The following is a 23,719-nucleotide window of genomic DNA, read 5'->3' as shown; positions in this document are numbered from 1 at the left end:
TTCGCTTACTCTCCGACCGACTTCAGATAGGCCGTGATGGCATCGAGGTCGTCCTGTTTCTTCAGCCCGGAGAAGGCCATTTTCGTGCCTTTCATGTAAGATCTCGGTTTGGCCAGAAACTCCGCCAGAGCCGCCTCGTCCCAGACCTTTCCTTCTTCCTGCGCGGCCACGAACACCTTGGAATACTTGAACCCGTCCACGGAGCCCATCTGGCGGCCGATGAGCGCATTGAGGTGCGGACCGGACTTGTTCTTCGCGCCTGCACCGACTGCGTGACAGGCGCTGCATTTCTTGAAGACCTTCTCGCCCGAAGCCACTAGCGCAGGATCCAGCGATGCCGACACGGCAGCAGGCGATGCTCCGCCGGCGGCAGTCTCTTCCGAAGGGGCCGCCGTTGCGACGAAGGTCGGCGTATCGTCCGCGGTCGCGTGGTTCATGACCGACTCGCCGCCATCTTCCGGCGTCACGTCGAGGAACGTGGCACGCATGGTGATCTCGACGCTCGGCTTGCAGTTTTCCATGCAGGGCTCGGCCCGCCACCTGGTGTATTCCAGCGCCGGACGATCATCAATGACGAAGCCGTCCCTGTTGTACATTTCGAATTCGGCGAAATTCTCGTGGCTTAGCTCAAAGTCGTCATCCACGAGATCGTTTGAATAAAGGATATAGGCGACGATCGCATAGGTCTCGTCCGCGGTGAGCGTCTGCGCTTCGCCGAACGGCATGGAACGGTGCACGTAATCCCAGACAGTCGAAAGATACGGCCAGTAGGAGCCGACGGTCTTCACCGGATCCTTGTCGCCGAGCGTGTCGAACCCGCCGGCAAGAACGGGCCAGTTGTCCACGCCCTCGGCGAAATCCCCGTGACAGGAGGCACATTTTTCGGCGAAGACCTCCTCGCCCCAGTAGGCATCGCCCCGGCCCTCGGGCAGCCCCCGTCCGTCGGGCAGCACGTCGACATCCCAGGCCGCGATTTCTTCGGTGCGGGCCTCGCGGCCCAGCCCGAATGTTCCGTCCTTTTCCGGAGCCTGTTCCGTGAGGTCGCTGCCAAGCGCCGCACGTTCTTCTGCCGCGGCCTGGATCTCGGCGATTTTTTCTTTCAGGTCCGAGACGGCCGCCGCCTCTTCTTCAGCGCGCTGGTTCGCCGATGCCGCCTGCAGGGAGACCTGTTCGACCCGCTGTTCCAGCGCGCCGATCTTCTTTTGCCCGTAGTCCATGTTGGCAAACAGGAGCGCGGCCGAAAGCGCAAGCGCCGTCCCGCCGGCAACCGGGAGAACGATCTGGTTAAGAGACTTCGACATTCTCGGCGACCCCGTTTTCATCCACGAACCAGGTCTGGATGCAATTGTTGTGATAGACGGCGTTCTCGCCGCGCATTTCGCGAAGTTGGTCCTTGGTCGGCTGGACGTAGCCTGTTTCGTCCATGGCACGTGACTGAAGCAGCATCGGATTGCCATCCCAGTCGATGTCCAGATAGAAGCGGGTCAGGGCCTTGGTGTCGCCCTGCTTGCCAAGGCGGGCCGTCTCCCAGGTGATGCCGCCGTCCCTTGAAACATCGACCCGCGTGATCTTGCCGTGACCGGACCAGGCGAGCCCGGAGATGACCAGGGGACCCTTCCCGTGTGAAATCGGCATTTGCGGGCTTGGCGAGGTAATGACGGATTTCGCGTCCATCACCCAGGTCCATTTCCGGGCGGTGCCGTCCTCGTAGACGTCTGTGTATTTCGAGGTTTCCTCGCGGCTTTCCACCGCCATGTCGGTGACTTCGATGCGGCGCAGCCACTTTACCCACATGTTGCCTTCCCAGCCCGGCACCACAAGACGGACCGGGTAGCCGTGCTCCATGCGCAGGGCCTCGCCATTGGCCTTGAACGCCACCAGCACATCGTCCAGGGCCTTTTCCATCGGGATCGAGCGGCCGTTGGAGGATGCATCCGCGCCTTCGACATAGACCCACTTGTCCTTGAGGTCGCCCGCAGCAGCAAGACCCGCCTCGTTCAGGAGCGTGCGCAGCGGGACGCCGGTGTATTCCATGTTGTGGATCATGCCATGCGTGAACTGGGCTCCGTTCAGCTGTGCGCCTGCCCATTCCATGCCGGTGTTGGCGGCACATTCACAAAAGTAGACATGGTTCTCCCGCGGGAAACGCTCCAGATCCGCGTAGTGAAACACCAGCGGCCTGTCGACCAGGCCGTTGATCATCAGCCGGTAGTCTTCCTTGCGCAGTTCGATCGCACCCGAGTGGTGGCGCTCGAACGCGCAGCCCTGCGGCGTGATCGTGCCGTCCAGCGCGTGGATCGGCGTGAAGTTGATGGAAGAAATCGGAGACGCGGTCAGCCATTCGACATTGCGGCGAACCACGTCCTTCTCGAAACTGATCGGCATGCCATAAGGCGTTTCATCCACGCCGGCGCCGGTGATCGAGGCCCAGTCCTGAACTTCCGTAATCAGCGGGTCGGCTTCGCTCGCGCTCGCGGTCCCGGCGACTGACGCGCCGGCTATCGCGACGCTGCCCTTGAGAAAGGACCTTCGGGACGGTTTGGTTTTCGCGTCCATCAATGAGGACTCCCTGCCTAAACTATGCACCAATGACTTCGACACTGTTGCTCGGCCGCGTTGACACCGTGCCGAGCTTGCGAATGTGATTTTCAACGACGTCCCAGATCTGCGGCCCTTCCGTGCCCTCGTTCACGCTGGCCCATCCGGCCACCACGTATGAGCGCGACGGGTCGATGGCCTCGCCTGTCTTCAGGAGCGTCATGTTCGAGACGCGGCTGCCCTGCGGCTGGGCGATATCGATCCGGTATCCGAGCCCGCCGGTCCTCACCATGTCGCCGCCCTGCTGGTAGTAGGGGTCCGGGTTGAAGATGTTGTCCGCAACGTCTTCCAGGACCACCTTGAGGAATTCACCCGTCATTTCCGTACGATAGGCCTTGCCGTAGGTCATCGAGGTGACATTGAAAATGTCCTCGCGCGTGATCTCCTGGCCCGGGATGAGCGAGGGGCCCCAACGCACGCCGGGACTGAGCGCGATCTCGGCATCGCGTTCGGACAGAAGCGCATCGCAAATGAGATCGTCCCAGGTGCCGTTGAAATTGCCCCGGCGGTACAGCAGGCTGTCGGTCCTGCCGATGACCTCCGACAAATCGTCAAGATAAGGCGCACGCTGCTCGTCGATGAGCGCGGCAATCTCCGCATCCGGTTCGATGACGTCGGCGAAGACCGGAATGAGCTTGTGGCGGTAGCCCATCAGCTGGCCGTTGCGGATGTCGAGATCGACCCGGCTGACGAATTTCCCGTTCGAGCCGGACGGAACGATGATCGTCTTGCCCGACAGCACCGGTTCCGGCAGTGCATCGTGGGTATGGCCGGACAGGATGACGTCGATGCCGCTGACCACGGTCGCCATCTTCTTGTCGACATCGAACCCGTTGTGGCTGAGAACAACGACGCACTCGGCGCCTTCCGCGCGCACTTCGTCGACCATGGCCTGCATGTTTTCATCGCGGATGCCAAAGGCGTATTCGGGGAACATCCAGCCCGGATTGGCGATCGGCATATAGGGAAACGCCTGCCCGATGACCGCGACCTTCGTGCCACCACGTTCGAACATCTTGTAGGGCGGAAAGAGCTCCGTCGGCTCGTCCCATTCGACATCGAATATGTTCTGGCCGAGCGCCGCGAACGGCAGGTTTTCGACAATCTCGTTGACGCGGTCGCTGCCGAGCGTGAATTCCCAATGAAACGTCATCGCGTCCGGATTCAGTGCGTTCATGACATTGACCATGTCCTGCCCCGCCGTCTTGTAGCAGGTGTAGGAGCCGTGCCAGGTGTCTCCGCCATCCAGCAGGATCGCGTCGGGACGGTCGGCGCGCATGGACTTGATGACGGTCGCAACACGGTCCAGTCCGCCGACGCGGCCATACCCTTTCGCCAGTGATGAGAAGTCACCGGAACTCAGGGCATAGTGGCTAGGGCTGCCGTCCGCGATCCCGTAAAGCTTGCGGAACTGCGCGCCGGTCACGTGCGGTACGGCGCCCCGGTTGTCACCCACACCGATGTTTTCGGAAGGCTCCCGGAAATAGATCGGTTTCAGCTGCGCATGGATGTCGGTGACGTGAATGAGAGAAACGTTTCCGAACGTGTCGAATTCCAGAAGCTGGTTCTGGGTGAGCGCCTGCTGCGCGGCGAGGCGCGCCCAGTTGCCGAACCCCGAGGCGCCGACAACCGCGGATGCTGCCATTCCGACCTGCAGAAAATCGCGACGCGATATCATGTTCCTGCTCGCTCCTTTTAACATATGCGCATAAGTGAATATATCACTTTGCAAAAAGGGCCTCGGCGGTTATCCGAGACCCGGAAATGGCGTCAGTTGCGGACGGACGGGCCTTCGACGCTCAAGCCGTTTCCGCGCGAGGCAACATAAAGCTCAAGCGCGATGAATTCGGGCGAACCAGGCTTGTAGGTGTGCGCACGCGTGTCGCGCACGCATCCCTTGAACCGGGCATGGACGGAATTCAGCTTGGTGTTTTTCAGCCGGTAGGTCGGGAAGCCGTTGATCTGGCCCTGGCTGAGGTGATCCGCGCGGATCATCATGCCATAGCTGTCTTCGTGGCAGTTTGCACAGGACAGCTCAAGCTGGCCGGTGCGGGTGTAGTAAAGCTCCTTGCCCTGCTCCCAGGTTTCCTTGGCCGGGCCGTCAATGGCAACATTGACGGGCATTCCACGGGAAACAGACGAAATCAGTGCGACCATGTCGGTCATGTCGCCGCCGGTGTATTTCCACTTCTCGGCGCCCATGTTGTTCTCGCGGCAATTATTGACCTCCATTTCCAGAGTGGTCACCTTGCCCTTTTCCTCGTTCCACTTGGGATAAACCGCGCGAACGCCTGCCATCTCTTCCGGTGCTCCGTGGCAACTCGCACAGGATTTGCCGGCCGATCCGTCGACCGTTTCCCAATCCACCGTCGCGTTCTCAACGCCGATCATTCCGGGATTGTCGAAATCGTCCATCTGGAAGGCTTGGGTTTCGTCCGAGCGGAATCGCCAACCTGAATAGATGGTCGAGAGATTTTCCGTATGTGCCGGCGCTTCGGTCTCCGTGATGATCGAAATCTCGCCATTGATAGTCAGGCTGTCTTCATCAGGGTCGGACAGCGCCAAACCCGGCATCAAGACCAGTGCAGCCACGGAGCCTATTGCTATTGTCGTTTTATTCACGCCTTCCTCCCTCAACCAGACGCTTGCCGTTGTCGGTCAGTTGACCGTGATCTTCTTCGTCGTGTCGTAGACAGACCCGTCGTCGTCGTACCAGGTAAACTTGAATTCACCGGATTCGGGCACGACCGCTTCGAACTGGAAGTAGGGATTGGTCGAGATTGCGGGTTCGAGCACCACGTCGATCACGTTCTGACCGTTGAAGTCGGCGGTGAAGCGGTTGATGATCGAACGCGGAATGACATTGCCGTCATCGTCCTTGCGCTGACCGCTTTCCATCTTGTGGCTGATCAGCGTCTTGATGGTGATGGTCTCGCCTGCCGCAGCCTTCTTGGGTACCTTTACCCGTGGTTTCACACCGGATGCCATGATTTATCTCCTAATGCCTTGCCGATCAGCCGCCGCAGCCGCCGATGGTCACTTTCACGTTGGCCTTGGCCATCTGGAAGGATCCGTCTTCCATCTTGGCGATCGCCACCACGTTCTGTGTCGTGGCAAGGCGGATGCGCGTCGAGGCGCTGCGTGATGCACTGAGCGGGCCAAACTTGAACGTCGCAACGTTCGGAACCGGGTTGCCGTCAGCAAAAAGCGTGACTTCCGCCGCGCCCGGAGCATCAAAGGTGATCGGAACGGTGTTGCCGTTTTCGGCGATTTCCGGCGCCGTCAGGGTGATAGCCCCCTCGCCCAGATCCGCGCCGCCGGTCAGCGCCGCGATCGCATCATCCGTCAGGGTGGCAAACGCGGGCAGGCTCGACAGGGTGGCAAGAGCGAATGTGCCGGAGCCGAATGCGAGTAGCTTTCTCCGTGTCATTTCCATGTTGATCTCCATGTCAGGAAGCTCACTCTTCCTTGAGCGTTACGAGAAAGGCGACAACGTCTTCGATCTGCTGGGCTGTCAGCAGCGGCTGCACGTCGCCGTCGCCATGGGCATCGCCGGTATAGGCATCCCCGAGGCGAACGAACCCTTCGGTCTTGTAAAAGGACGGCATCAGGCTGCCTTCGAACATCACCTTCGCGTTCGCGACAATGCCGCGCAGCTCCGCGACGGACCACCGGTCCGCGACGCCGTCGAGCGGCGGTCCGATCTCGCCGTGAAACGCCAGGTGGCTCAGGGCGGACACCTGATGACAGGCGATGCAGTTGCCGGCACCCTTGTTCATGATTTCGGCCCCTGCAGCAGGATCGCCTGCGACGCCGGAGAGCGAAACGTCGACGGCGCCGTCGGTGAAGACGACGTCCGTCGGCTTGACCGCCTCGGCGAACGCCGTCGATGCAGCAAGCATTGCGCCTATGCCGAATATTACGTGTTTCATGGGTCCTCCCTCAGCCGAATCCCGGCGACCTTTGTTGCGACCATACATCACATATTCGCGTTTACGCAATAACAAATTCAATTAAATGAATTTATCTATCTGTTCGCATGCGCAGCAAAAACGCAATAAAATGTCGCATTGCGGTATGGTTCGTTACTTGTTTTGGCTTTCGAACTTGCGCGCGTGGTATTTCTGGAAGGGTTCGTCGCTGTTGTAGCCCTCTTCCACCACCCAGGTCAGCATGTTCATTGTTGTCCACCGTCCGAAAGCGCCCGGCATGTTGGCGACAGCCGCCTGAGGAGCCGTGACGCCGTCGTCGACTTCGGACGGAAAGAAGAAGATATTGGGCGTGAACAGGGCTCCCCACCGTTTGACCATGTCCTTTTCCGGCAGTGTCGTGCCGTCGAAATCGGTGACCTCGACGTCTCCGAACATGTTGATCTGGACGACGAAATAATTGTCTTCGATGTATTGCGAGATCTCCGGAACGACGAAAACTTCCTCGTGCATCCGCTTGCAGTAGATGCAGCCGCGCTGCTCGACGATCACCATCAGGCGCTTGCCTTCCGCGTTCGCTTCCTCAAGATCTTCGGAGAGATCCTTGAAGGTGTCCCGCATCCAGGACGCCTTGTGGAGACCGTCATCGCCGATTTCGGCCGCGAACACCTGCGCCGAGAACAAGACCGCGCACAAAACTGCAAAAAAACGTGTCATCACACTCTCTCCTCCACTAGCCAATGGCACTGAACCAGGGGACGTTTTCCAGCATCCATTGGGCGATGATGTTGATGGAATTCGTCGCGATCAGGATCCCGAACAGGATCAGGAACGCCCCCATCAGTTTTTCAACGACGCCAAGATATTTTCTGAAACCGGCCATCCAGGTCATGAACGGGCCGATGAAAAGAGCCGCGACAACAAAAGGCAGCGTCATTCCGAGGCCGTAGACGAAGAGCAGCATCGCGCCCTGACCCGCGGTCTGCTGACCTGCGGCCGTAAACAGGATTGCGGCAAGCACCGGGCCGACGCACGGGGTCCAACCAAACGCAAATGCAAGCCCGACGACATAGGCTCCGAGCAGACTGACGCCCGCCGCATTGCCGGTTTCGACGCGAAGCTGCCGATAGAGGATGCCGATCCGGATGAGCCCCAGGAAATGGAGCCCCATCGCGATGATGATCGCAGCGGCAATCCAGCGCAGCACGTCGAAATATTCGCGCACCAGCTGACCGAACGTGCTGGCCGTGGCCCCCAGTCCCATGAAGACGGTGATCACCCCGAGTGCAAACAGACAGGCCGACAGGAAGGCGCGCAGCTTGACGGCACCGGAAACGCGCGCCTCCGATTCCACCTGGTTTACCCCGACACCTGCCAGGTAACTCAGGTAGAACGGAACGATCGGCAGGATACAGGGCGACAGGAACGACAAAAGCCCTGCGGCCAGCGCACCGAAATAGGTGATCTCGAACATGGATTGAGCTGCTTCTCAGCTTGATATATTCACAAATTAGATTATGATTAAGTGTGTGCACTCGTCAATCGGGGTTTCGAATTGACTTTGTTGAAGACGCTGATCGTTCTGATGCTGGCGCTCGCGCCGGCCGCGGTGAATGCAGACACGTTCCTGCTCATGGCGGAGGAGGACGGCTGTCACTGGTGTGCCAAATGGGACAAGGAGATCGCGCATATCTATCCGAAAACGGCCGAGGGTAGAACCGCCCCGCTGAAGCGCTATAACCTGCATGGCGAGACGCCCGATGTGGCCTTCGAGCGGAAGGTCCGCTTCACACCGACCTTCATTCTCGTGCACAATGGCGGAGAAGTCGGTCGAATCGAGGGGTACCCCGGTGAGGATTTTTTCTGGAGCTTGCTCAGCATGATGTTCAGCAAAGCGAATATTCCGCTGGAACAGACAGGTTGAGAAACGATGAGCGCTGACACGCAAGGCACGCCCGAAGACGCGAGCGAAACCACGTCCCGCCTGCCGGTGTTCGATGCCGACATGTGTGCCGAAGACATGGACAGGATGATGAAGAACGCCCAGCGCGCCTCCAATTTCCTGAAAGCCATCAGCCACGAAGGCAGGTTGATGATCCTGTGCCACCTCGCCTCGGGCGAAAAGTCGGTGGCGGAACTGGAAAATCTTCTGTCCGCGCGGCAAGCCGCCGTGTCGCAGCAACTGACGCGGCTCAGACTCGAAGGCCTGGTGACCCCGCGCCGCGACGGCAAGGCGATCTACTACAGCTTGACAGACGACCGGCCCAAGCAAATCATGGAAGTGGTTTATGACCTGTTCTGCCGAGAGGACTAACCGAACGCTTGGCTAGCGTCCGGGTAGGGTCAGGACCCTGGGGAGGAGCCGGACATGCTGGAGGCGCTTGGAGAAGCCAACACGGTTGCGCTGATTGGCCTTTTGGGCGGGATTGCCCTCGGGCTTGCTGCGCGCATCGGACGGTTCTGCACGCTCGGAGCCATTGAAGACGTTCTCTACGGAGCGGACGACCGGCGCCTGCGCATGTGGGGTCTTGCAATCGGCGTCGCCATTATCGGCTCACATGCCGCCATGTCCTCCGGACTTCTTGAAGGATCAAGCACGGCCTATCTCGACAGGGTCTGGAACCCGTTTGGTTCGATTGTCGGCGGGCTGATGTTCGGCTACGGCATGGCCCTTTGCGGCAATTGCGGATACGGAGCACTCGCTCGCCTCGGCGGCGGAGACTTGCGCGCGTTCGTCATGGTGATCGTCATGGGACTGTCCGCCTATTTCGTCATGTCCGGGCCCCTCGCCCATGCGCGCGTCTGGCTGTTCCCGGTCGAAACCGGCGCTCAGTCCCCGCAGGGCGTCAGCCAGTTCCTTGACGCCACGTTCGGGATCGCACCGATCATCACTGGCCTTGCCGTCGGAGGGCTGATCATCGCCTTCACGCTCACCAGTACCGCATTCAGGACGTCGCCCAAGCACATTTTCTGGGGAAGTGTCGTCGGGCTCGCGATCGTGTCGGGCTGGGTCGGCACCTACTGGGTCGCCATGACCGGTTTCGAGGCGGAACCGATCGAGACACACACGTTCGCCGCGCCGATCGGAGACACGATCTATTACGGCATGACCGCCTCCGGAAACACTCTGTCCTTCAGCGTCGGGTCGGTCGTTGGCGTCGTCATCGGTGCGTTCCTCGGCTCCTTCGCCAAGGGACATTTCCGCTGGGAGGCCTGCGAGGACCCCCGCGAACTCCGGCGTCAGATTACCGGCGCTGCAATCATGGGTCCGGGCGCGATCCTTGCCGTCGGTTGCAGCGTCGGTCAGGGCATTTCCGCCTTTTCCGTGCTGGCCTACAGCGCACCGATCACGTTTCTGGCGATTTTCGCCGGCGCGGCCTTCGGCCTGAAGCAACTCATCACCGGCTTTGCGCCTGCCGAGTAACGTCGTCTGCCGGAACAGCGAGGGCCAAATCGGCTACCGTGGCCACAATTCATATTCAAAAATTCGAATTTTCTGTTTCATTCTTGAGATCGGTCAATGCGCGCCGGTCCGCTGCCTTCACACTGGTCGGATCTTGAACTGCTGACAGCGCTGAGCCCGCTGCGCCGGATCGCTTATGGACCTGACCGCACTACTCGACAGATTGCCGGAACCCACCGTGCTTGTGCTCGGCGGGCTGACTGTCGGCATCCTGTTCGGTGCATTCGCGCAGCAGAGCCGGTTCTGCCTGAGGGCCGCTGCATTGGAGTTTTCCCGCCGCAGACCCGCCGACCGCCTTCCGATCTGGCTGCTGGCCTTTTCCAGCGCCCTTATCGCGACGCAGTTTCTGGCGCTGCTTGGCGAAGTCGATACGGGCGAAACGCGCCAGCTGGCGTCACCGCAGAGCCTCTCCGGGGCGCTCATCGGCGGGGCGATGTTCGGAACGGGCATGGTGATGGCGCGCGGGTGCGCGAGCCGGCTGCTGGTGCTTTCGGCGACGGGCAACCTGAGAGCCCTGCTGTCCGGCCTGGTCTTTGCCGTTGTCGCCCAGGCCAGTCTTTACGGTGCCCTGAAACCCCTGCGCGACTGGTTGTCCGGATTGTGGACGACGGTCGATACAGGCGGCAATGATCTCACGATATTCCTGGGCATGAGCGAGGTGTCGGTCTTTCTGTTCGGTGGCCTCTGGCTGTTCGCGGGCCTCGGTTTCGCCTGGCGCAACCGGAGTTCCGTCTGGCGGTTGGCGGCCGCCATCGGCGCAGGCCTGACAGTGCCGCTGGCGCTCTGGTTCACGACCGCCATGACCCGGCAGGCCTTCGATCCGGTACAGGTGGAAGGCGTGACCTTCACCGGGCCCTCGGCCGACATGCTGATGCTGTTCCTGTCCGCCCCCTTCGAAGAGCTCGGGTTCAATTCCGGACTTGTGCCGGGCGTCTTTCTCGGTTCGTTTCTCGCCGCCCTCCTCACCCGGCAACTGATGCTTCAAGGGTTCGAAAGCGGCCCGTCCATGGCCCGGTACCTCACCGGCGCGGCCCTGATGGGGTTCGGCGGAATGCTTGCGGGCGGCTGCGCCGTCGGTGCCGGCATAACGGGAGCCTCCCTTTTCGCGGTGACCGCGTGGCTGACGCTTGTCGGCATCTGGCTGTCAGCGATCGTGACGGATCATGTGCTCGCGCAGATACCGCGCGCTACAGGCGCCGCTCTGGACACCTTGCCAGCGGGACGGCAGACAACGCCTTGAAGCGCACGGAGCGGGCCGACCCTCGATGAAGCCACACACTCCGTGGCGCCCGGGCCTGATCCCCCACCGTCCGGTTAACCCGAAATGGATCTCGTGAGGTGGTCCCAGTCAACGAACTTGTCATTCCGGCTGAAGCAACGCGGAATGCCGGAACCCAGTAAACACTTGTTTCAACGTCTTCTTTCAATCCTCTGTCACCGTGAGTACTGGATCCCGGTCTTGCCGCTTGTGCGGCAAACCGGGACGACAAATCCGGGTGACTATTCTGAATGCCGGCTTTGCGCTGGACGGAGCAATGCAGCCCTCTCAATGACATATGTCCGATCGTGCATACCAAACCGGACAGCAGCAGACCGGATCACGGCTCTCTGACGATCTCCTCCGACCACGACCAGGCGATCGGGGACTTGCGCTTGAGGGCGCCGCTCAGATGACGGCGCATGAGGTATGACGCGTCGGCGACCTGTCCTCTTTCCAGCAGCGCAATGATCTCCAGATGCTCGGTGCACTGTTCGACAAGCCGGTCCTTGTCGATCTTGGCCCGGTATTCCATCAGGCGGCGCATCTGGTTGACCCTTTGCAGCGCCGTGTGAAAATACGGGTTGTTCGACAGCTTGATCAGTTCCTCGTGGAAAAGAGCCCCGTTCTTCAGAAGCTGTTCGGGCTGGAACCTGTCCAGGTCCGCCTCAAGCAGGCGTTCCTGCATGCGGCGCTGTGGTGTTATGGTGATGCCGATGGTGTGCTCAACAGCGAGATCGAATGCCGCTGACACTTAACAAACACGCCTGGCTCCGGTCTGGCGCGACCTGCGTTCTTGCCGGGCTCGCAGGCTGGATCGTTTCCCTGACAGGCCTGCCGCTCGGCTGGATGATGGGGGCCATGCTGGCGGTCGCCGCCGCCTCCCTGCTCAAGTTGCCGGCGGAACAGCCCACGGCACTCATGCCATATGTCAGGGCGTCGGTCGGAACCATGCTCGGAGCGTCGGTCACTGCAGGGCTCTTGCTGTCGTTCCCCGAGTGGTGGACATCCCTCGTTTTCCTGCTGATCGCCCTTCTTCTGTCCGGTTCGATCAATTTCTTGCTCCTCAGCAAGGTACTGCGGTTCCAAAAACCGACTGCCGTGCTGTGTGCCGCTCCGGGCGGGATCGCAGAAATGATCCTGCTGAGCGAACAGGCAGGTGCCGATCAGGCCAGGGTCGCCATCGTCCATGCCCTGCGCATCGCGCTTTCAATTCTGATACTGCCGCTCCTGATCGCATGGTTCATGCATGTGGACGTTCAGCGCAGCGCGGCCGGAACCACACCGTCGCTCTCGCTGATCGACACCGGCTGGTTCCTTGCCTGCATCGCCGCGGGCGTTGCCGCTGACCGCTGGACACGTCTGCCCGCCCGGGTCATCGTCGTGCCCCTGATCGTGAGTGCAGCACTGCATATTTCCGGGGTGACGCATTTCGTCGTTCCCGAATGGGTGACCAACATCGTCCAGGTCTTTATCGGCATCAATGTGGGCGGACGCTTTCTGGGGATCTCGGCCCGCCAGCTCTCCCACGTGATTGGTGCCGCGTTTGTCGTGATCAGCGTGCAGATCGCGATCGCGTTCTCGGCGGCCATCCTGGTTGCGCGAAACTCGGATCTTGATCCGCTTGCGCTCATGCTGGCCTATGCCCCAGGCGGCCTTGCCGAAATGTCGCTGATTGCGATCGCGATGGGCCGGGAAGTCGCCTTCGTCGGACTGCACCACCTGTTCCGGGTGATGGTTTCACTGGCCCTCGGCCCCTTGCTGCTGTCCCGACTGAAGAGACCGGCGGACAAAAGCGCCGAGGACAACTGAGCGCAAGAGGGCAAGTGGCATCCGTGTGTGCAAGTCCCGGCTATTGCGTTTTTCGTTGAAGCAACCGCACGTATTGCAGAAGGCCCGTTGCAGGCCGCCACTGTCAAATCTTACAGTTGTGTTAGCACGTAAATCAAAATCGGCGTATTTCAGCTAGATTTCCGTTATGTCAGGTGCAGCGCAAATCACGTTTGGCCGGGCGCACAGGCGGCTGCAGATGATTGCCGTGGTGCTCGGCACCTGTCTGGTCTCTTCACAGGCAATTGCCGAGAGGACCATCGTGCTCGCCCTTTCCGAAAACGTTCTGCCCGTCGAAGAAAGTGCGGACATCGTGACGTCGGCCTACGCAGCGCTCGGCATTCGCGTCGAGCTCGTGCGCGCACCCAGATCAAGAACGCTGGTCCTGTCCTCGACCGGACAGGTGGATGGGGAAGTCGTCGCAGGCAGCGCGATCGAGGCGAGATATCCGTCTCTCAAGCGGGTTGACGTTCCGCTGACGACGGTCGAAGTGATGGTGTTTACCTGCAGCGAAGGCCTGTCTTCCAGCCCGGGAGCCGGGCTTGCCTCGAAACGCGTTGGCCACCTTGCCGGTGCCGTTGTCCTGGAAAACCTCACGGAACGTTTTCAGGACGTCTGGGAGGGTGAAACCTTCGAGGAACTTTTCGACATGCTGAAACTCGGACGGCTGGACGCGGTTCTCGGCGCCCGGCAAGTTCTGGAGGCATACAAGGCTGAAAACGAGATCGGCTGCATCCGTGTGAGCGACGAACCGCTGCACCGCGTGCGGCTGTTTCATTACCTGCACGAAAAAAACGCCGACCTGATCCCGTCGGTCCGTTCCGCGCTGATGGAACTGACCGCCGAGAACGGCGCAACTCCGGGCCAATGAAACGCGGGCAGCGGCGATTTCAGGACCGCATGCCCGCTTGCTGGCGTGTCGCTACTGGTTGCTCATCGCCTTGAGCGGCGGCGTCACGTCGTCTGGGATCGGACAGGCATAGGGATCCCGTCCCAGCTTTGTATTGTGCGCGTCGATCGCGGTTTGAAGAACCTCCTGATCCTCGAACAGATCGATGGCGGTGCCGGCCATGATCTTTGCCGCATGGGTCATTCCCTTGTGCGCGGCCGGAGCCTTGCCCTGGGCCGTCAGTTGCCAGGTGTGAAACGGCGTTCCAACGGCACAGGTCGCGACACGTGCCTGCACGGTTGGCACCGCCCAGCTGACGTCGCCGACATCGGTGGAACCTTCCCCGCCCTCGCTGTGGCGGTCGAGCGGTGCAATGAAGTCGCAGAGGGCCAGATCCGGATTCACCTCCGCACCGATCCGGCGGAACGAGACGGTGATGTTGTCCTCGCTCAGGGTGGCGCGGATTTTCTCGGCGAATTCACGATCATGATCGTCGAAATCCGGGGGGCCGAGCCGTTCCATATTCCGCTGCATGATCTCTTCCAGGGGCCGGTTGCCGATCAGGTTGGAAACGCCGCTCACCACGTGGGTCTCGACCTCGGTTTCCGTCATCAGGGCAGCGCCCTCGGCGATCTTGCGGACACGCGCGATCAGCCCGCGCAGCTCCGAAAGATCGCGCGCCCTGACGAGTTGGCGCACCGTCGCCCTGGACTGAACGACGTTCGGGGCAATGCCGCCTGCATCCAGATAGGCATAATGCACCCTCGCCTCGTCCGGCATGTGCTCGCGCATGTAGTTGACGCCGACATTCATCAGCTCAATGGCATCGAGCGCGCTGCGGCCGAGTTCAGGTGCTCCGGCGGCATGCGCCGCTCGGCCGTGAAAGGTAAAATCAATGCGCGTGTTGGCCAGCGACCGGGCTTCGTTGACGGCGGTGAAGGTTGCCGGATGCCAGGAAATCGCGGCATCGACATCGTCGAAGACGCCTTCCCGCACCATGAAGGTCTTGGCGGCGCCGCCCTCCTCGGCCGGGCAGCCATAGTAGCGCACACGGCCCTTGAGACCCCGCTCCGCAAGATAGTCTTTCACGGCAGACGCGGCCATGAGTGCCGCCGAGCCGAGCAGGTTGTGACCGCATCCGTGGCCCGGTCCCCCGGCTTCGACCGGCTGATGTTCCGCAACGCCTGCCACCTGCCCCAACTCGGGAAGCGCATCAAACTCGCCCAGAATGGCGATCACGGGGCCCTCGTCGCCGGCCTCGCCGACAATCGCCGTCGGTATCCCGGCAATGCCTTCCTTGATCCGGAAACCTTCCTGTTCCAGCATCTTCTTGTGTTCGGCGACCGACTTGAACTCGGTATAGGCAATCTCCGGCTGATCGAAGACACGATCGGAAAGCCCGACATAGTCGTCCCGGCGCGCATCGACCAAATCCCAGACCCGATCCGTGTTTTTCATTCTTTCCTCCAAATTCTGCCGATGCTTGCTGCAACGGTTTCAGGCCGTTCGATCGCTCATGGGAAAGCCGTTCGAGTGCCGTTCATTCATTTCAGTGTGGGCGAACGACGGATAAGCCGCAGCAGGTCTCTGTCCTGGCCGCCGCGGCAACCCGCGCGGTCAAATGTCTTTCCAGTAGTGGCACGCGACCTTGTGTCCCGCGTCGATGGCCTCCAGCGTCGGCTGATCGGCGCGGCACAGGTCTTGCGCATGCGGGCAGCGCGGGTTGAAGAAGCATCCGTCAGGCGGGTTCAGGGGCGAGGGAATTTCACCTTCAATGGGAGCGAAGTCCCGCTTGCGCTGGTCCAGCCGCGGCGCTTCGGCCAGAAGCGCCCTCGTATAGGGATGCCTCGGCGCGTTGAAGATCTCCTCTGTCGACGCGCTCTCGACAATGCGGCCGAGATACATGATGGCCACCCTGTCGGCGATGTGTTCGACGACGCTCAGGTCATGGCTGATGAAGAGATAGGTCAGGCCGAACTCCTCGCGAAGATCCATGAACAGGTTGATCACCTGTGCCTGGATCGAGACGTCCAGCGCCGCAATCGCCTCGTCACAGACGAGAAACTTCGGTTTGACGGCGAGTGCCCGTGCAATGCCGATCCGCTGCCGCTGCCCGCCGGAAAACTGGTGGGCGTAACGCCGCTTGAGCGACGGATCCAGCCCGACCTTGCGCATGATGTCGTCGACGTAGTCCGGCGCCTCGGACCCGGAGACAATGCCATGGACCCGAGGGGCTTCTCCGATGATGTCTTCAACGCGCATTCTCGGGTTCAGGCTCGCAAACGGATCCTGAAAGATCATCTGAATGGCAAGGGTCGCCGCACGGCGGTCCGCCCCCGACATGGAAGCAACATCGTTTCCCTGGTAGAGCAGTTGTCCGGATGTCGGCGCGTGAATGCCGGCGACCACGCGGCCGAGCGTGGATTTGCCGCAACCGGATTCGCCGACGAGGCCGAGCACCTCGCCCTCCCTGACCTCGAGATTGACCTCGTCAACCGCATGGACGACTTCTTCGCGCACGCCCGCGCCCAGCTTCTGTGCGATCTTTCCGGCGACATCGAGACGCTTGGCGAAGCGTTTGGAGACATCGCGGATTTCTACCAAAGGCGCCGTCATTCAGCTGCCACCTGTGACTGGGGGTGATAACAACGAAGCTCCCGCTCCGCCACGTGCTCGACGGGTGGCGGAACCTTGCAGGCTGCGCTCGCAAAACCGCAGCGCGGCGAGAAGGCGCAGCCTTCAGGCAGAGCCAGCATGTTGGGCGTCATACCCTCGATCTGGAACAGTCGCTCGCCCCTCTTGTTGGCGGTCGGAACCGAGCCCAGCAGGCCGACGGTGTAAGGATGGAGCGGATGATCGATGACATTGTCCGTCTGTCCCTGTTCGACGATCCGGCCCGCATACATGACCGATATCCGGTCGGCCAGGCCGGCAACGACCGCAAGATCGTGCGTGATCCAGATCATCGCGGTGCCTGTCTGCCGGGTGAGTTTCTGGGCCTCGTGGATGATCTGTGCCTGAATGGTGACATCGAGCGCCGTTGTCGGTTCGTCGGCGATGATCAGATCCGGTTTGTTCAAAAAAGCGATCGCGATGGAGACGCGTTGACGCATTCCCCCCGAGAGCTGGTGCGGATAGGCCTGGAGGCGTTCTTCGGGCGACGGAATGCCGACAAGACCCAGGGCATCCCGGCACCGTTCCCAGGCTTCCTTTTTGGGCACCTTTTCGTGAGCGAGGATCGCTTCCATCATCTGGGAATCGATGCGCAGCACCGGGTTGAGCGTCATCATCGGGTCCTGGAAGATCATGGATATCCGGTTCCCGCGGATCGCCTTGAGCTTTTCCTCAGGTGCATTGGCGATGTCCTCGCCATTGAACCTGATCGCGCCTTCGACGATCCGGCCGGGCGGATCGATCAGCCCCAGAATGGAGAATCCGGTTATGGACTTGCCCGATCCGGATTCCCCGACAAGGCCCATGACCTCACCCTTGCTGACGGTGAAGTCGACCCCGTCGACCGCCTTGACCACGCCGGCATGGGTGAAGAAATGCGTTTTGAGCCCGCTCACTTCCAGAACAGCGGTCATTTCTTCAGCCTCGGATTGAGCACGTCGCGCAACTGGTCGCCGACGAGATTGATCGACGCGACGGTCATAAGCAGCGCGATCCCCGGGAAGACCGAGATCCAGTATCGGCCCGACAGCATGTATTCAAAGCCGTTGGCGATCAGGACGCCCAGCGACGGTTCGGTCTGCGGCAGCCCGACCCCCAGGAAGGAGAGGGTCGCCTCGAGGGAAACGGCATGGGCCGTCTGCACGGTGCCGACCACGATCAGGGGCGCCAGGCAGTTCGGCAGGATATGGCGGAACACCACCCGCGAACGAGACAGACCGAGGCATTGCGCCGCCTCGACATATTCCTTGCCGCGTTCGACAAGCGCGGTCGCGCGCACCGTCCGGGCATAGTACGCCCATTGCGCCACGACGAGCGCCAGGATGATCTTGTCGACCCCCTTGCCGAGCGCTGCGACGAGCATGAGGGCGACGAGCGATGCCGGAAAAGACAATTGCAGGTCGACAACGCGCATGATGATCGCCTCCGTCCGGCCGCCTGCATATGCTGCGATCAGCCCGACGGTCATGCCGATGAAAAGGGCGATCACCCCGGACGCAAGTCCGACGGAAATCGAGATCCTCAATCCGTAGAGGATCGCGGAATAGAGGTCGCGCCCCGCACCGTCGGAGCCGAGCCACATCGTGTATCCGGCAAAGGCTTCCGACCCGGGGGGCAAACGGCCGTCGAGAACATCGACTTGCGCAAGATCGTAAGGGTTTTGAGGCGTGATCCAGGGGGCGAGGATCGCCAGCAAGACGATGACGACCAGAACAACGAAGGCGGTCGCAGCGATGCGGCTTTCGAAAAACTCGGCACGAAAGCGCTGGAAAGGTGTTTCGACCTTGGCGGCCGCCGGGCCTGCGGACTGGATTGCTGTATCGGTCATGCGCCCTGGTCCTGAATGCGGACCCGCGGGTCCAGGATGGAATAGAGGATGTCGACGATCAGATTAATCAGGACAAAGAACAGGACCATGATCATCAGGTAGGCCACGACAACCGGACGGTCGAGTTGCAGGATCGCATCGATCAGAAGCTTGCCCATGCCCGGCCAGGCAAAGATCGTTTCCGTGACAACCGAGAAGCCGATCAGGCTGCCGAACTCCAGCCCCATCACCGTGATTACCGGGATCATGATGTTCTTCATGACATGGACGAAAATGATGCGTTTGGTCGAAATGCCCTTGGCGCGCGCGTATTTGACATAGTCCTGCCCCATCGCTTCGCGGACACCGGCGCGGGTCAGGCGGATAGCAAGCGAAATTTTCAGCAGCGACAGGTTCAGCGCCGGGAGGAAGATGTGCCGGATGCCGTCCCACGTCGCAAGGCTGGTTTCGATACCGAATATGGAGGCCGTGTCCCCCCTCCCGGTGGAGGGCAGCCAGCCGAGTTCGACGGCGAAAAGAAGGATCAACATGAGGCCGACCCAGAATGTCGGCAACGAAAAGCCCAGTATGGAACCCGCCATGATGCCTTTCGACACCGGATTGTCCGGGTAGAGCCCCGAGAACAGTCCCAGCGGAATTCCAAGCACGACGGACAGGAAGAGCGCGCTGAACGCCAGTTCCAGCGTCGCGGGCATGTGATGCAGGATCAGTTTCAGCGCCGGTTCGCCGAAGACGAAGCTGTCACCGAGATTGCCCTGTGCCGCCCCCTTCAGAAACAGGAGGTATTGTTCCCATATGGGCCGGTCGAGCCCGAGACGGCGGATGGCGGCTTCGATGTCGGCCTGATCGGCATCGGGGCTGACCAGCATGTAGACCGGATCGCCGACGATATTCACGCCGAAGAAGACAATCACCGACATGAGAAAGACGACGAAGAACGCCTGCATCAACCGCCGGATGACGAAAACAGTCATGGGATTTTCTCGGTTAGAAGAAGAACCGGGCCGCCGATGAAGGCGACCCGGCAGGGAGGAATCATTCCTTCACGACACCCATCGCAAGGGTGTACTCGTCAGTCCTGGGCGTATATTTCAGGCCTTTCTTGGCCGCCCACGTGTTGACCTGGAAGTGCGTCGGGATGATCGCAACGTTCTCGATCGCCATTTCCGTCGATTGAGCGAGCAGGTCCTGACGTTTCTCGTCATCAACGGTCCTGAGCGCTTCCTCGATCAGGGCGTCGATCTCGGCATTGGAGTGACGGCCGCGGTTCGAGGATCCGAAGCCCTTGTCCTTGTCGTAGGTGTGGATCAGGGACTTCAGAGGCGACGAAGCCTCGCCGGAACCGGCACCCCATCCAACCAGGATGAAGCTGAACTCGGGAAGGCCATCGGCGCCGCCGCGCGATGCACGTCCGAAATAGACCGACCTCGGCATTGTCTCGACCGCGGTCTTGATGCCGATCCGGGTGAGCATCTGACCGATTGCCTCGGCAATCTTGGCGTCGTTGATATACCGGTCATTCGGGCCGTGAATGGTCAGCTGGAACCCGTCCGGGTAACCGGCTTCGGCGAGCAGCGCCTTGGCGGCTTCCGGATCATAGCCTTCAGGCTGCAGTTTGTCGGAGACACCGAAGAAGCCTTCCGGCAGCAGCTGTCCGGCCGGGATCGCGACCCCTTCCATGACACGTTCGACGATGGCGTCACGGTTGATGGCCTTGGAGATCGCCAGGCGGACACGCTGATCCATCAGCGGATTCTTGATGTCGCTGCCGTCATTGCCTTTCACGAAAGGCGAGTTCTCGCGGAACTGGTCCATGTGGAGATAGATGACGCGGTTCGAAACACCCTGGCTGAGCTGGATATCGTCCTTGCCTTCAAGCGTGGAAATATCCGTGGTCGGAACACCGGCGATCATGTCGACATCACCGGCCAGCAGGGCCGCGACGCGGCTCGGGCCGGACTTGATCGGACGGAACTCGACCTCGCTCCAGGTCGGGGCATCGCCCCAGTAGTCGTCGTTGCGCACGAGCGTGATGCTCTCTCCGGGCTTGTAGTCGGAAAACTTGAACGGCCCCGTGCCGACGGCGGCGGTTCCTGCGTTGAAGTCTTCCGTCGCAGCCCCGCACCCGGCGCTGTCGGAAATGACCGGGATGGTGGAAATGTCGTTCGCCATCAGCGGGTACGGCGCCTCGGTGATGGCATGAACGGTGTAGTCATCGATCTTCTTGAAGGTCTTGCCCTTCAGATAGGTGCCGTAGCCGGAGGGCGAATTGGGCACTTCCGGTGCGCGCTCCATCGTGCAGATGACATCGTCTGCGTTGAATTCGCTGCCGTCGTGAAACTTCACGCCCTCGCGCAGCTTGAATTCCCAGGTCAGATCGTCGATCGGCTCCCAGGAAACAGCAAGACCCGGAGACAGGCGCTGTTTCTCATCCTGTGCGATGAGACGATCAAAAATATGGACCGACATGGCGTTGTTCGGTCCAAGGTTGTGAAAATGGGGGTCCATCGATGTCGGCTCAGAGGCCAGACCGATGGTCAGCTTTTCTGCTTGGGCTGCGCCGGTCGCGAGTGCCAGAACACTCACCGTGACAGCAGCTAAAATCCTGAATCTTCTCATGGTTTCCTAACTCCCTCGGAAGGTGCGGTGTCCTTTTCCGGATATTTTGCCGCACGATGGAAAAGATGTTAGCTTGCAAAAAACTCATTGCCAATATTAAAATGTATCCAATTTTGCATAGGCTAATTCAACTTTAGGACCGCCAACATCCGGAACCGCAATTCATGGCAGGCCACCGTCACAGACTTCGCGAAATGGAAGCCCTGCGCGCCCTGGTGACAACAGGGACCACGCTCGCCGCCGCGCGCAGGCTCGGCGTTTCCCAATCCTCCGTCAGCCGCGCCCTCGGGCAGCTGGAACAGCGGGTCGGCCGGAAGCTGTTCCTGCGCACATCCGGGCGGATCGAGCCCCTGGCATCTGCGCTTCGGCTCAATGCACAACTGGATCCGCTCTTTGAGACACTGGCCAGGATCGAAGGCGCAGAGTGGGCGGCGGCCGACGAAGAACCGCTGCGATTGATCGTGCCGCCGACACTCGCCCACAATTTCATCATCCAGAGAGTGGCGGCCTTCCTCAAACAGAACCCGGGCAAGAGCCTCCAGCTCGACATCCAGGCGACAGACGTGCTGGTGGCGGGCATTCTCGACCTGCGCTACGATCTCGGCCTGACCAGCGCGATGATCCAGCGGTCCGGCGTGACGCTGGTGCCGTGGCGGCGCTCGCATGTCGTCTGTGCGATGCCGAGCGGCCACCCCCTTGCAAAGAAAGACATCATCAGGCCTTCGGACCTCGAGGACGTGGAGCTGATCGAGTTCCTGCGCAGGCTTGGAACCCGCGCGATTACCGAGCAGGTGTTCGCACGCGCTGGCGTGCGTCCCCGAACGGTTGCCGAAACCGCCACGAACATGGCCGCGATCGAACTCGTCCGGGAAGGCCTCGGTGTCACCCTGCTGAACCCGTTCCCGGTCCTGTCCGGCGGCATGCCCAATATCACCGTCCGGCCGTTCGACGCCCCGATTACCTACAACACCAGTTTCGTTCTGCCTTCCGGGCGCCAGCCGTCCGAACTTGCGCAGCAATTCATGGAGTACGTCAAGATCACCACGCCACCGGATGAATATTCGGAGATTGTCTAGCCTTGGCCTGTATCGTTCCAGACCGTGTCGGGATCCAGCGGGAAGCTGGGCCGGGGTATGAATTCGAAGGGCCAGCGCTCCAGCACAGGGCTCGTCAGTCCCGCCGTGTCGATCTCGAAGACCTGCCCGGGTGCGAACCATCCGGAGAACCCTGCCCGAAAATGCCCGCGGGACTTCACGACGACACATCTGGCGCTCTCGATATCAAGACCCAGCATATGAAAGAAAACCGGGTCGGCCGTCTGCGCGCGGTCAGAAATCACGACGACCCGAATGCCCCCAAGCTCAAGCGCGGCGCAAGGGCCAAGATGCATCTGCCGTCCGGCGGTCATGCCGCGTTCTCCGACAACATTTCCGTCGTGTAGAGCAAGAACCCTCGCCGGAGCCTCGAACCTTCGATCCCATCGCTCCCAGGCGGTCTTGCCGGCGTTGCGATTGAAGCAGGCGGTGAACTCGGCTCCCACCCCCAGGGTGTGGGCTTCCGCAGCAAGGTCCGGATCGAAAAAAGACCCGTAGAGTACATTCTGAGCGCCACCGGCGTGGAGCGCAGCAAGCAGTTCGGTGGTTCTGCCGGACCCGCCTCCGCCCGGATTGTCGCCTGCGTCGGAAAAGATGACCGGCGGCCCCTCCGGATCGCAGGCCATCGTAACGGCCCGGTCCACGGTGCTCAGGGTCCTGACAAAGCTCTCGCGCTGCGACCAGGCCTGGTCCGCGATCTCGGCGGCCAGCTTTTGCGCCGTCTCCAGGTCGTCGCGCGCCGTGACAACCACGCTCACGCCATTGTCCGGCGTGTCGGAGAAAATGAAATTGCCGAATACGGAGACATTCAGAATTGCGCCGCCCAGCTCCGCCTGTCGCCGCTGGCCGTAATCGATCAGCGCGCCGTAGGGCGCTTCTGCGGTCAGAAGGGCAACGGATGCCGGAACGATCGGCGGTTTGGCAAGTGCGATCTTCGGACGCTGGCTGGAGGCAAGACAGCGCCTCAAGGAAAACGCAGCCTCTTCGCCGCGCTCGATCATGTCGACATGGGGATTGGTCCGGTAGCCGACGATCAGATCACAGGCCTCCGTCATCTTTTCCGAGATGTTTCCGTGCAGGTCCAGCGTACTGATGATCAGGGGCCCGGGACCGACCACGGCCCGGACCCGCTCCATCAGGTCACCGTCCGGATCGTGACTGTGTTCGGCAACCATGGCACCGTGATTACAGACATAGACCGCATCGAGCGGCCCGGCAGCGGCAAGCTGGCTCTCGATGCTGCCCGCAATCGTCTCGAAGACGTCCTTGCCGACAGGCCCCGCCGGATGACTGGCTGCCAGGGTGCAGGGAACAGGATGCCAGGGGCCGGTGGCGTCCATCGCTCGAACGAATGCAGCGAATTCGGCGGCCAGCGACGGCGTCGCAGACCGGGCTTCGTCAAGAAGCGCCTTTCCGTCAAGCCAGGTCAGGGAACGGAAATCATGCTCATTTGCCGGGCGTGCAAACCTGTTCGATTCCAGTATCATGCCCAACAGCGCAACCTTGGGTTCCCTCACCGAAATTCCTCCGCGTATGGT

The 23,719-nt window shown here is 61.0% G+C and carries 24 protein-coding genes; 7 read left to right on the top strand and 17 right to left on the bottom strand.

The annotated features are described in order from the left end of the window. Positions 1-5: 5 nt before the first annotated feature. The 9 genes from ACO07N_RS16900 to ACO07N_RS16860 all read right to left on the bottom strand — a co-directional run bounded on the left by ACO07N_RS16900 (position 6) and on the right by ACO07N_RS16860 (position 8,001). Positions 6-1,301 (bottom strand): c-type cytochrome, encoded by a 1,296-nt coding sequence (locus ACO07N_RS16900; RefSeq protein WP_421982138.1) that lies wholly within the window; start codon positions 1,299-1,301, stop codon positions 6-8. After that, entirely contained in the window at positions 1,285-2,556 is a 1,272-nt protein-coding gene (soxC, locus tag ACO07N_RS16895; RefSeq protein ID WP_421982137.1) for a sulfite dehydrogenase, read from the bottom strand. The genes ACO07N_RS16900 and soxC overlap by 17 nt, the downstream gene beginning before the upstream one ends. Before the next feature lie 22 nt (positions 2,557-2,578). After that, on the bottom strand, positions 2,579-4,276 hold the full coding sequence (gene soxB, locus ACO07N_RS16890; RefSeq protein WP_421982136.1) for a thiosulfohydrolase SoxB: 1,698 nt from the start codon (positions 4,274-4,276) through the stop codon (positions 2,579-2,581). A 92-nt stretch (positions 4,277-4,368) separates the two neighbouring features. Continuing rightward, positions 4,369-5,220: a sulfur oxidation c-type cytochrome SoxA gene (soxA, locus tag ACO07N_RS16885; RefSeq protein WP_421982135.1), complete on the bottom strand. Its 852-nt coding sequence runs from the start codon at positions 5,218-5,220 to the stop codon at positions 4,369-4,371. 36 nt (positions 5,221-5,256) lie between these two features. Next, positions 5,257-5,586, bottom strand: a complete 330-nt coding sequence (soxZ, locus tag ACO07N_RS16880) for a thiosulfate oxidation carrier complex protein SoxZ (RefSeq protein ID WP_421982134.1) — start codon at positions 5,584-5,586, stop codon at positions 5,257-5,259. A gap of 25 nt (positions 5,587-5,611) precedes the next feature. Continuing rightward, positions 5,612-6,034 carry a thiosulfate oxidation carrier protein SoxY gene (gene soxY, locus ACO07N_RS16875; RefSeq protein ID WP_421982133.1) on the bottom strand — a complete coding sequence of 141 codons (423 nt, stop codon included), beginning with the start codon at positions 6,032-6,034 and terminating at the stop codon, positions 5,612-5,614. A gap of 22 nt (positions 6,035-6,056) precedes the next feature. After that, on the bottom strand, positions 6,057-6,530 hold the full coding sequence (gene soxX / locus ACO07N_RS16870) for a sulfur oxidation c-type cytochrome SoxX (protein WP_421982132.1): 474 nt from the start codon (positions 6,528-6,530) through the stop codon (positions 6,057-6,059). Positions 6,531-6,683: 153 nt separating this feature from the next. Beyond that, a complete protein-coding gene (locus ACO07N_RS16865) occupies positions 6,684-7,244 on the bottom strand; it encodes a thioredoxin family protein (protein WP_421982131.1) in 561 nt (186 codons plus the stop codon). Between the two features lie 16 nt (positions 7,245-7,260). Then, entirely contained in the window at positions 7,261-8,001 is a 741-nt protein-coding gene (locus ACO07N_RS16860) for a cytochrome c biogenesis CcdA family protein (protein ID WP_421982130.1), read from the bottom strand. A gap of 81 nt (positions 8,002-8,082) precedes the next feature. Here ACO07N_RS16860 and ACO07N_RS16855 point away from each other — a divergent pair, with 81 nt between their 5' ends. The 4 genes from ACO07N_RS16855 to ACO07N_RS16840 all read left to right on the top strand — a co-directional run bounded on the left by ACO07N_RS16855 (position 8,083) and on the right by ACO07N_RS16840 (position 11,230). Then, the gene (locus tag ACO07N_RS16855; RefSeq protein ID WP_421982129.1) at positions 8,083-8,451 is read left to right on the top strand and encodes a hypothetical protein; all 369 of its coding nucleotides are present in this window, start codon (positions 8,083-8,085) and stop codon (positions 8,449-8,451) included. A gap of 81 nt (positions 8,452-8,532) precedes the next feature. After that, positions 8,533-8,841 carry a metalloregulator ArsR/SmtB family transcription factor gene (locus ACO07N_RS16850; protein WP_319387622.1) on the top strand — a complete coding sequence of 103 codons (309 nt, stop codon included), beginning with the start codon at positions 8,533-8,535 and terminating at the stop codon, positions 8,839-8,841. 54 nt (positions 8,842-8,895) lie between these two features. Next, entirely contained in the window at positions 8,896-9,951 is a 1,056-nt protein-coding gene (locus ACO07N_RS16845; protein WP_421982128.1) for a YeeE/YedE family protein, read from the top strand. A 175-nt stretch (positions 9,952-10,126) separates the two neighbouring features. Beyond that, entirely contained in the window at positions 10,127-11,230 is a 1,104-nt protein-coding gene (locus ACO07N_RS16840) for a YeeE/YedE family protein (RefSeq protein WP_421982127.1), read from the top strand. 358 nt (positions 11,231-11,588) lie between these two features. Here the strand turns inward: ACO07N_RS16840 and ACO07N_RS16835 are convergent, their stop codons facing one another. Continuing rightward, a complete protein-coding gene (locus tag ACO07N_RS16835; RefSeq protein ID WP_421982126.1) occupies positions 11,589-12,002 on the bottom strand; it encodes an FCD domain-containing protein in 414 nt (137 codons plus the stop codon). Here ACO07N_RS16835 and ACO07N_RS16830 point away from each other — a divergent pair. Both ACO07N_RS16830 and ACO07N_RS16825 read left to right on the top strand, forming a co-directional pair. Continuing rightward, positions 11,990-13,060: an AbrB family transcriptional regulator gene (locus tag ACO07N_RS16830; RefSeq protein ID WP_421982125.1), complete on the top strand. Its 1,071-nt coding sequence runs from the start codon at positions 11,990-11,992 to the stop codon at positions 13,058-13,060. The genes ACO07N_RS16835 and ACO07N_RS16830 overlap by 13 nt on opposite strands. 217 nt (positions 13,061-13,277) lie before the next feature. Further along, complete coding sequence (locus tag ACO07N_RS16825; protein WP_421982124.1) at positions 13,278-13,949, top strand: substrate-binding periplasmic protein; 672 nt, start codon at positions 13,278-13,280, stop codon at positions 13,947-13,949. A gap of 51 nt (positions 13,950-14,000) precedes the next feature. Here ACO07N_RS16825 and ACO07N_RS16820 read toward each other — a convergent pair whose 3' ends face one another. The 6 genes from ACO07N_RS16820 to ACO07N_RS16795 form a co-directional block, all read right to left on the bottom strand. Further along, complete coding sequence (locus ACO07N_RS16820; RefSeq protein WP_421982123.1) at positions 14,001-15,425, bottom strand: M20 family metallopeptidase; 1,425 nt, start codon at positions 15,423-15,425, stop codon at positions 14,001-14,003. A gap of 159 nt (positions 15,426-15,584) precedes the next feature. Beyond that, positions 15,585-16,583, bottom strand: a complete 999-nt coding sequence (locus ACO07N_RS16815; RefSeq protein ID WP_421982122.1) for an ABC transporter ATP-binding protein — start codon at positions 16,581-16,583, stop codon at positions 15,585-15,587. After that, entirely contained in the window at positions 16,580-17,554 is a 975-nt protein-coding gene (locus ACO07N_RS16810; protein ID WP_421982121.1) for an ABC transporter ATP-binding protein, read from the bottom strand. The genes ACO07N_RS16815 and ACO07N_RS16810 overlap by 4 nt, the downstream gene beginning before the upstream one ends. Continuing rightward, positions 17,551-18,468, bottom strand: coding sequence for an ABC transporter permease (locus ACO07N_RS16805; protein ID WP_421982120.1), 918 nt, complete (start codon positions 18,466-18,468; stop codon positions 17,551-17,553). Before ACO07N_RS16805 ends, ACO07N_RS16810 begins: the two co-directional genes overlap by 4 nt. After that, the gene (locus ACO07N_RS16800) at positions 18,465-19,442 is read right to left on the bottom strand and encodes an ABC transporter permease (RefSeq protein WP_421982119.1); all 978 of its coding nucleotides are present in this window, start codon (positions 19,440-19,442) and stop codon (positions 18,465-18,467) included. The genes ACO07N_RS16805 and ACO07N_RS16800 overlap by 4 nt, the downstream gene beginning before the upstream one ends. A 61-nt stretch (positions 19,443-19,503) precedes the next feature. Beyond that, positions 19,504-21,087: an ABC transporter substrate-binding protein gene (locus tag ACO07N_RS16795; RefSeq protein ID WP_421982118.1), complete on the bottom strand. Its 1,584-nt coding sequence runs from the start codon at positions 21,085-21,087 to the stop codon at positions 19,504-19,506. Positions 21,088-21,251: 164 nt separating this feature from the next. Between ACO07N_RS16795 and ACO07N_RS16790 the strand changes: the two genes are divergently transcribed. Further along, positions 21,252-22,163, top strand: coding sequence for a LysR family transcriptional regulator (locus ACO07N_RS16790; protein WP_421982117.1), 912 nt, complete (start codon positions 21,252-21,254; stop codon positions 22,161-22,163). Here ACO07N_RS16790 and ACO07N_RS16785 read toward each other — a convergent pair. Then, positions 22,160-23,698, bottom strand: coding sequence for a M81 family metallopeptidase (locus tag ACO07N_RS16785; protein ID WP_421982116.1), 1,539 nt, complete (start codon positions 23,696-23,698; stop codon positions 22,160-22,162). The two genes, ACO07N_RS16790 and ACO07N_RS16785, sit on opposite strands and share 4 nt — an antisense overlap. Positions 23,699-23,719: the final 21 nt, after the last annotated feature.

Source organism: Roseibium sp. (assembly GCF_965229775.1).
GTDB lineage: Bacteria > Pseudomonadota > Alphaproteobacteria > Rhizobiales > Stappiaceae > Roseibium.
This window is presented reverse-complemented; position numbering and strand designations above follow the sequence as displayed.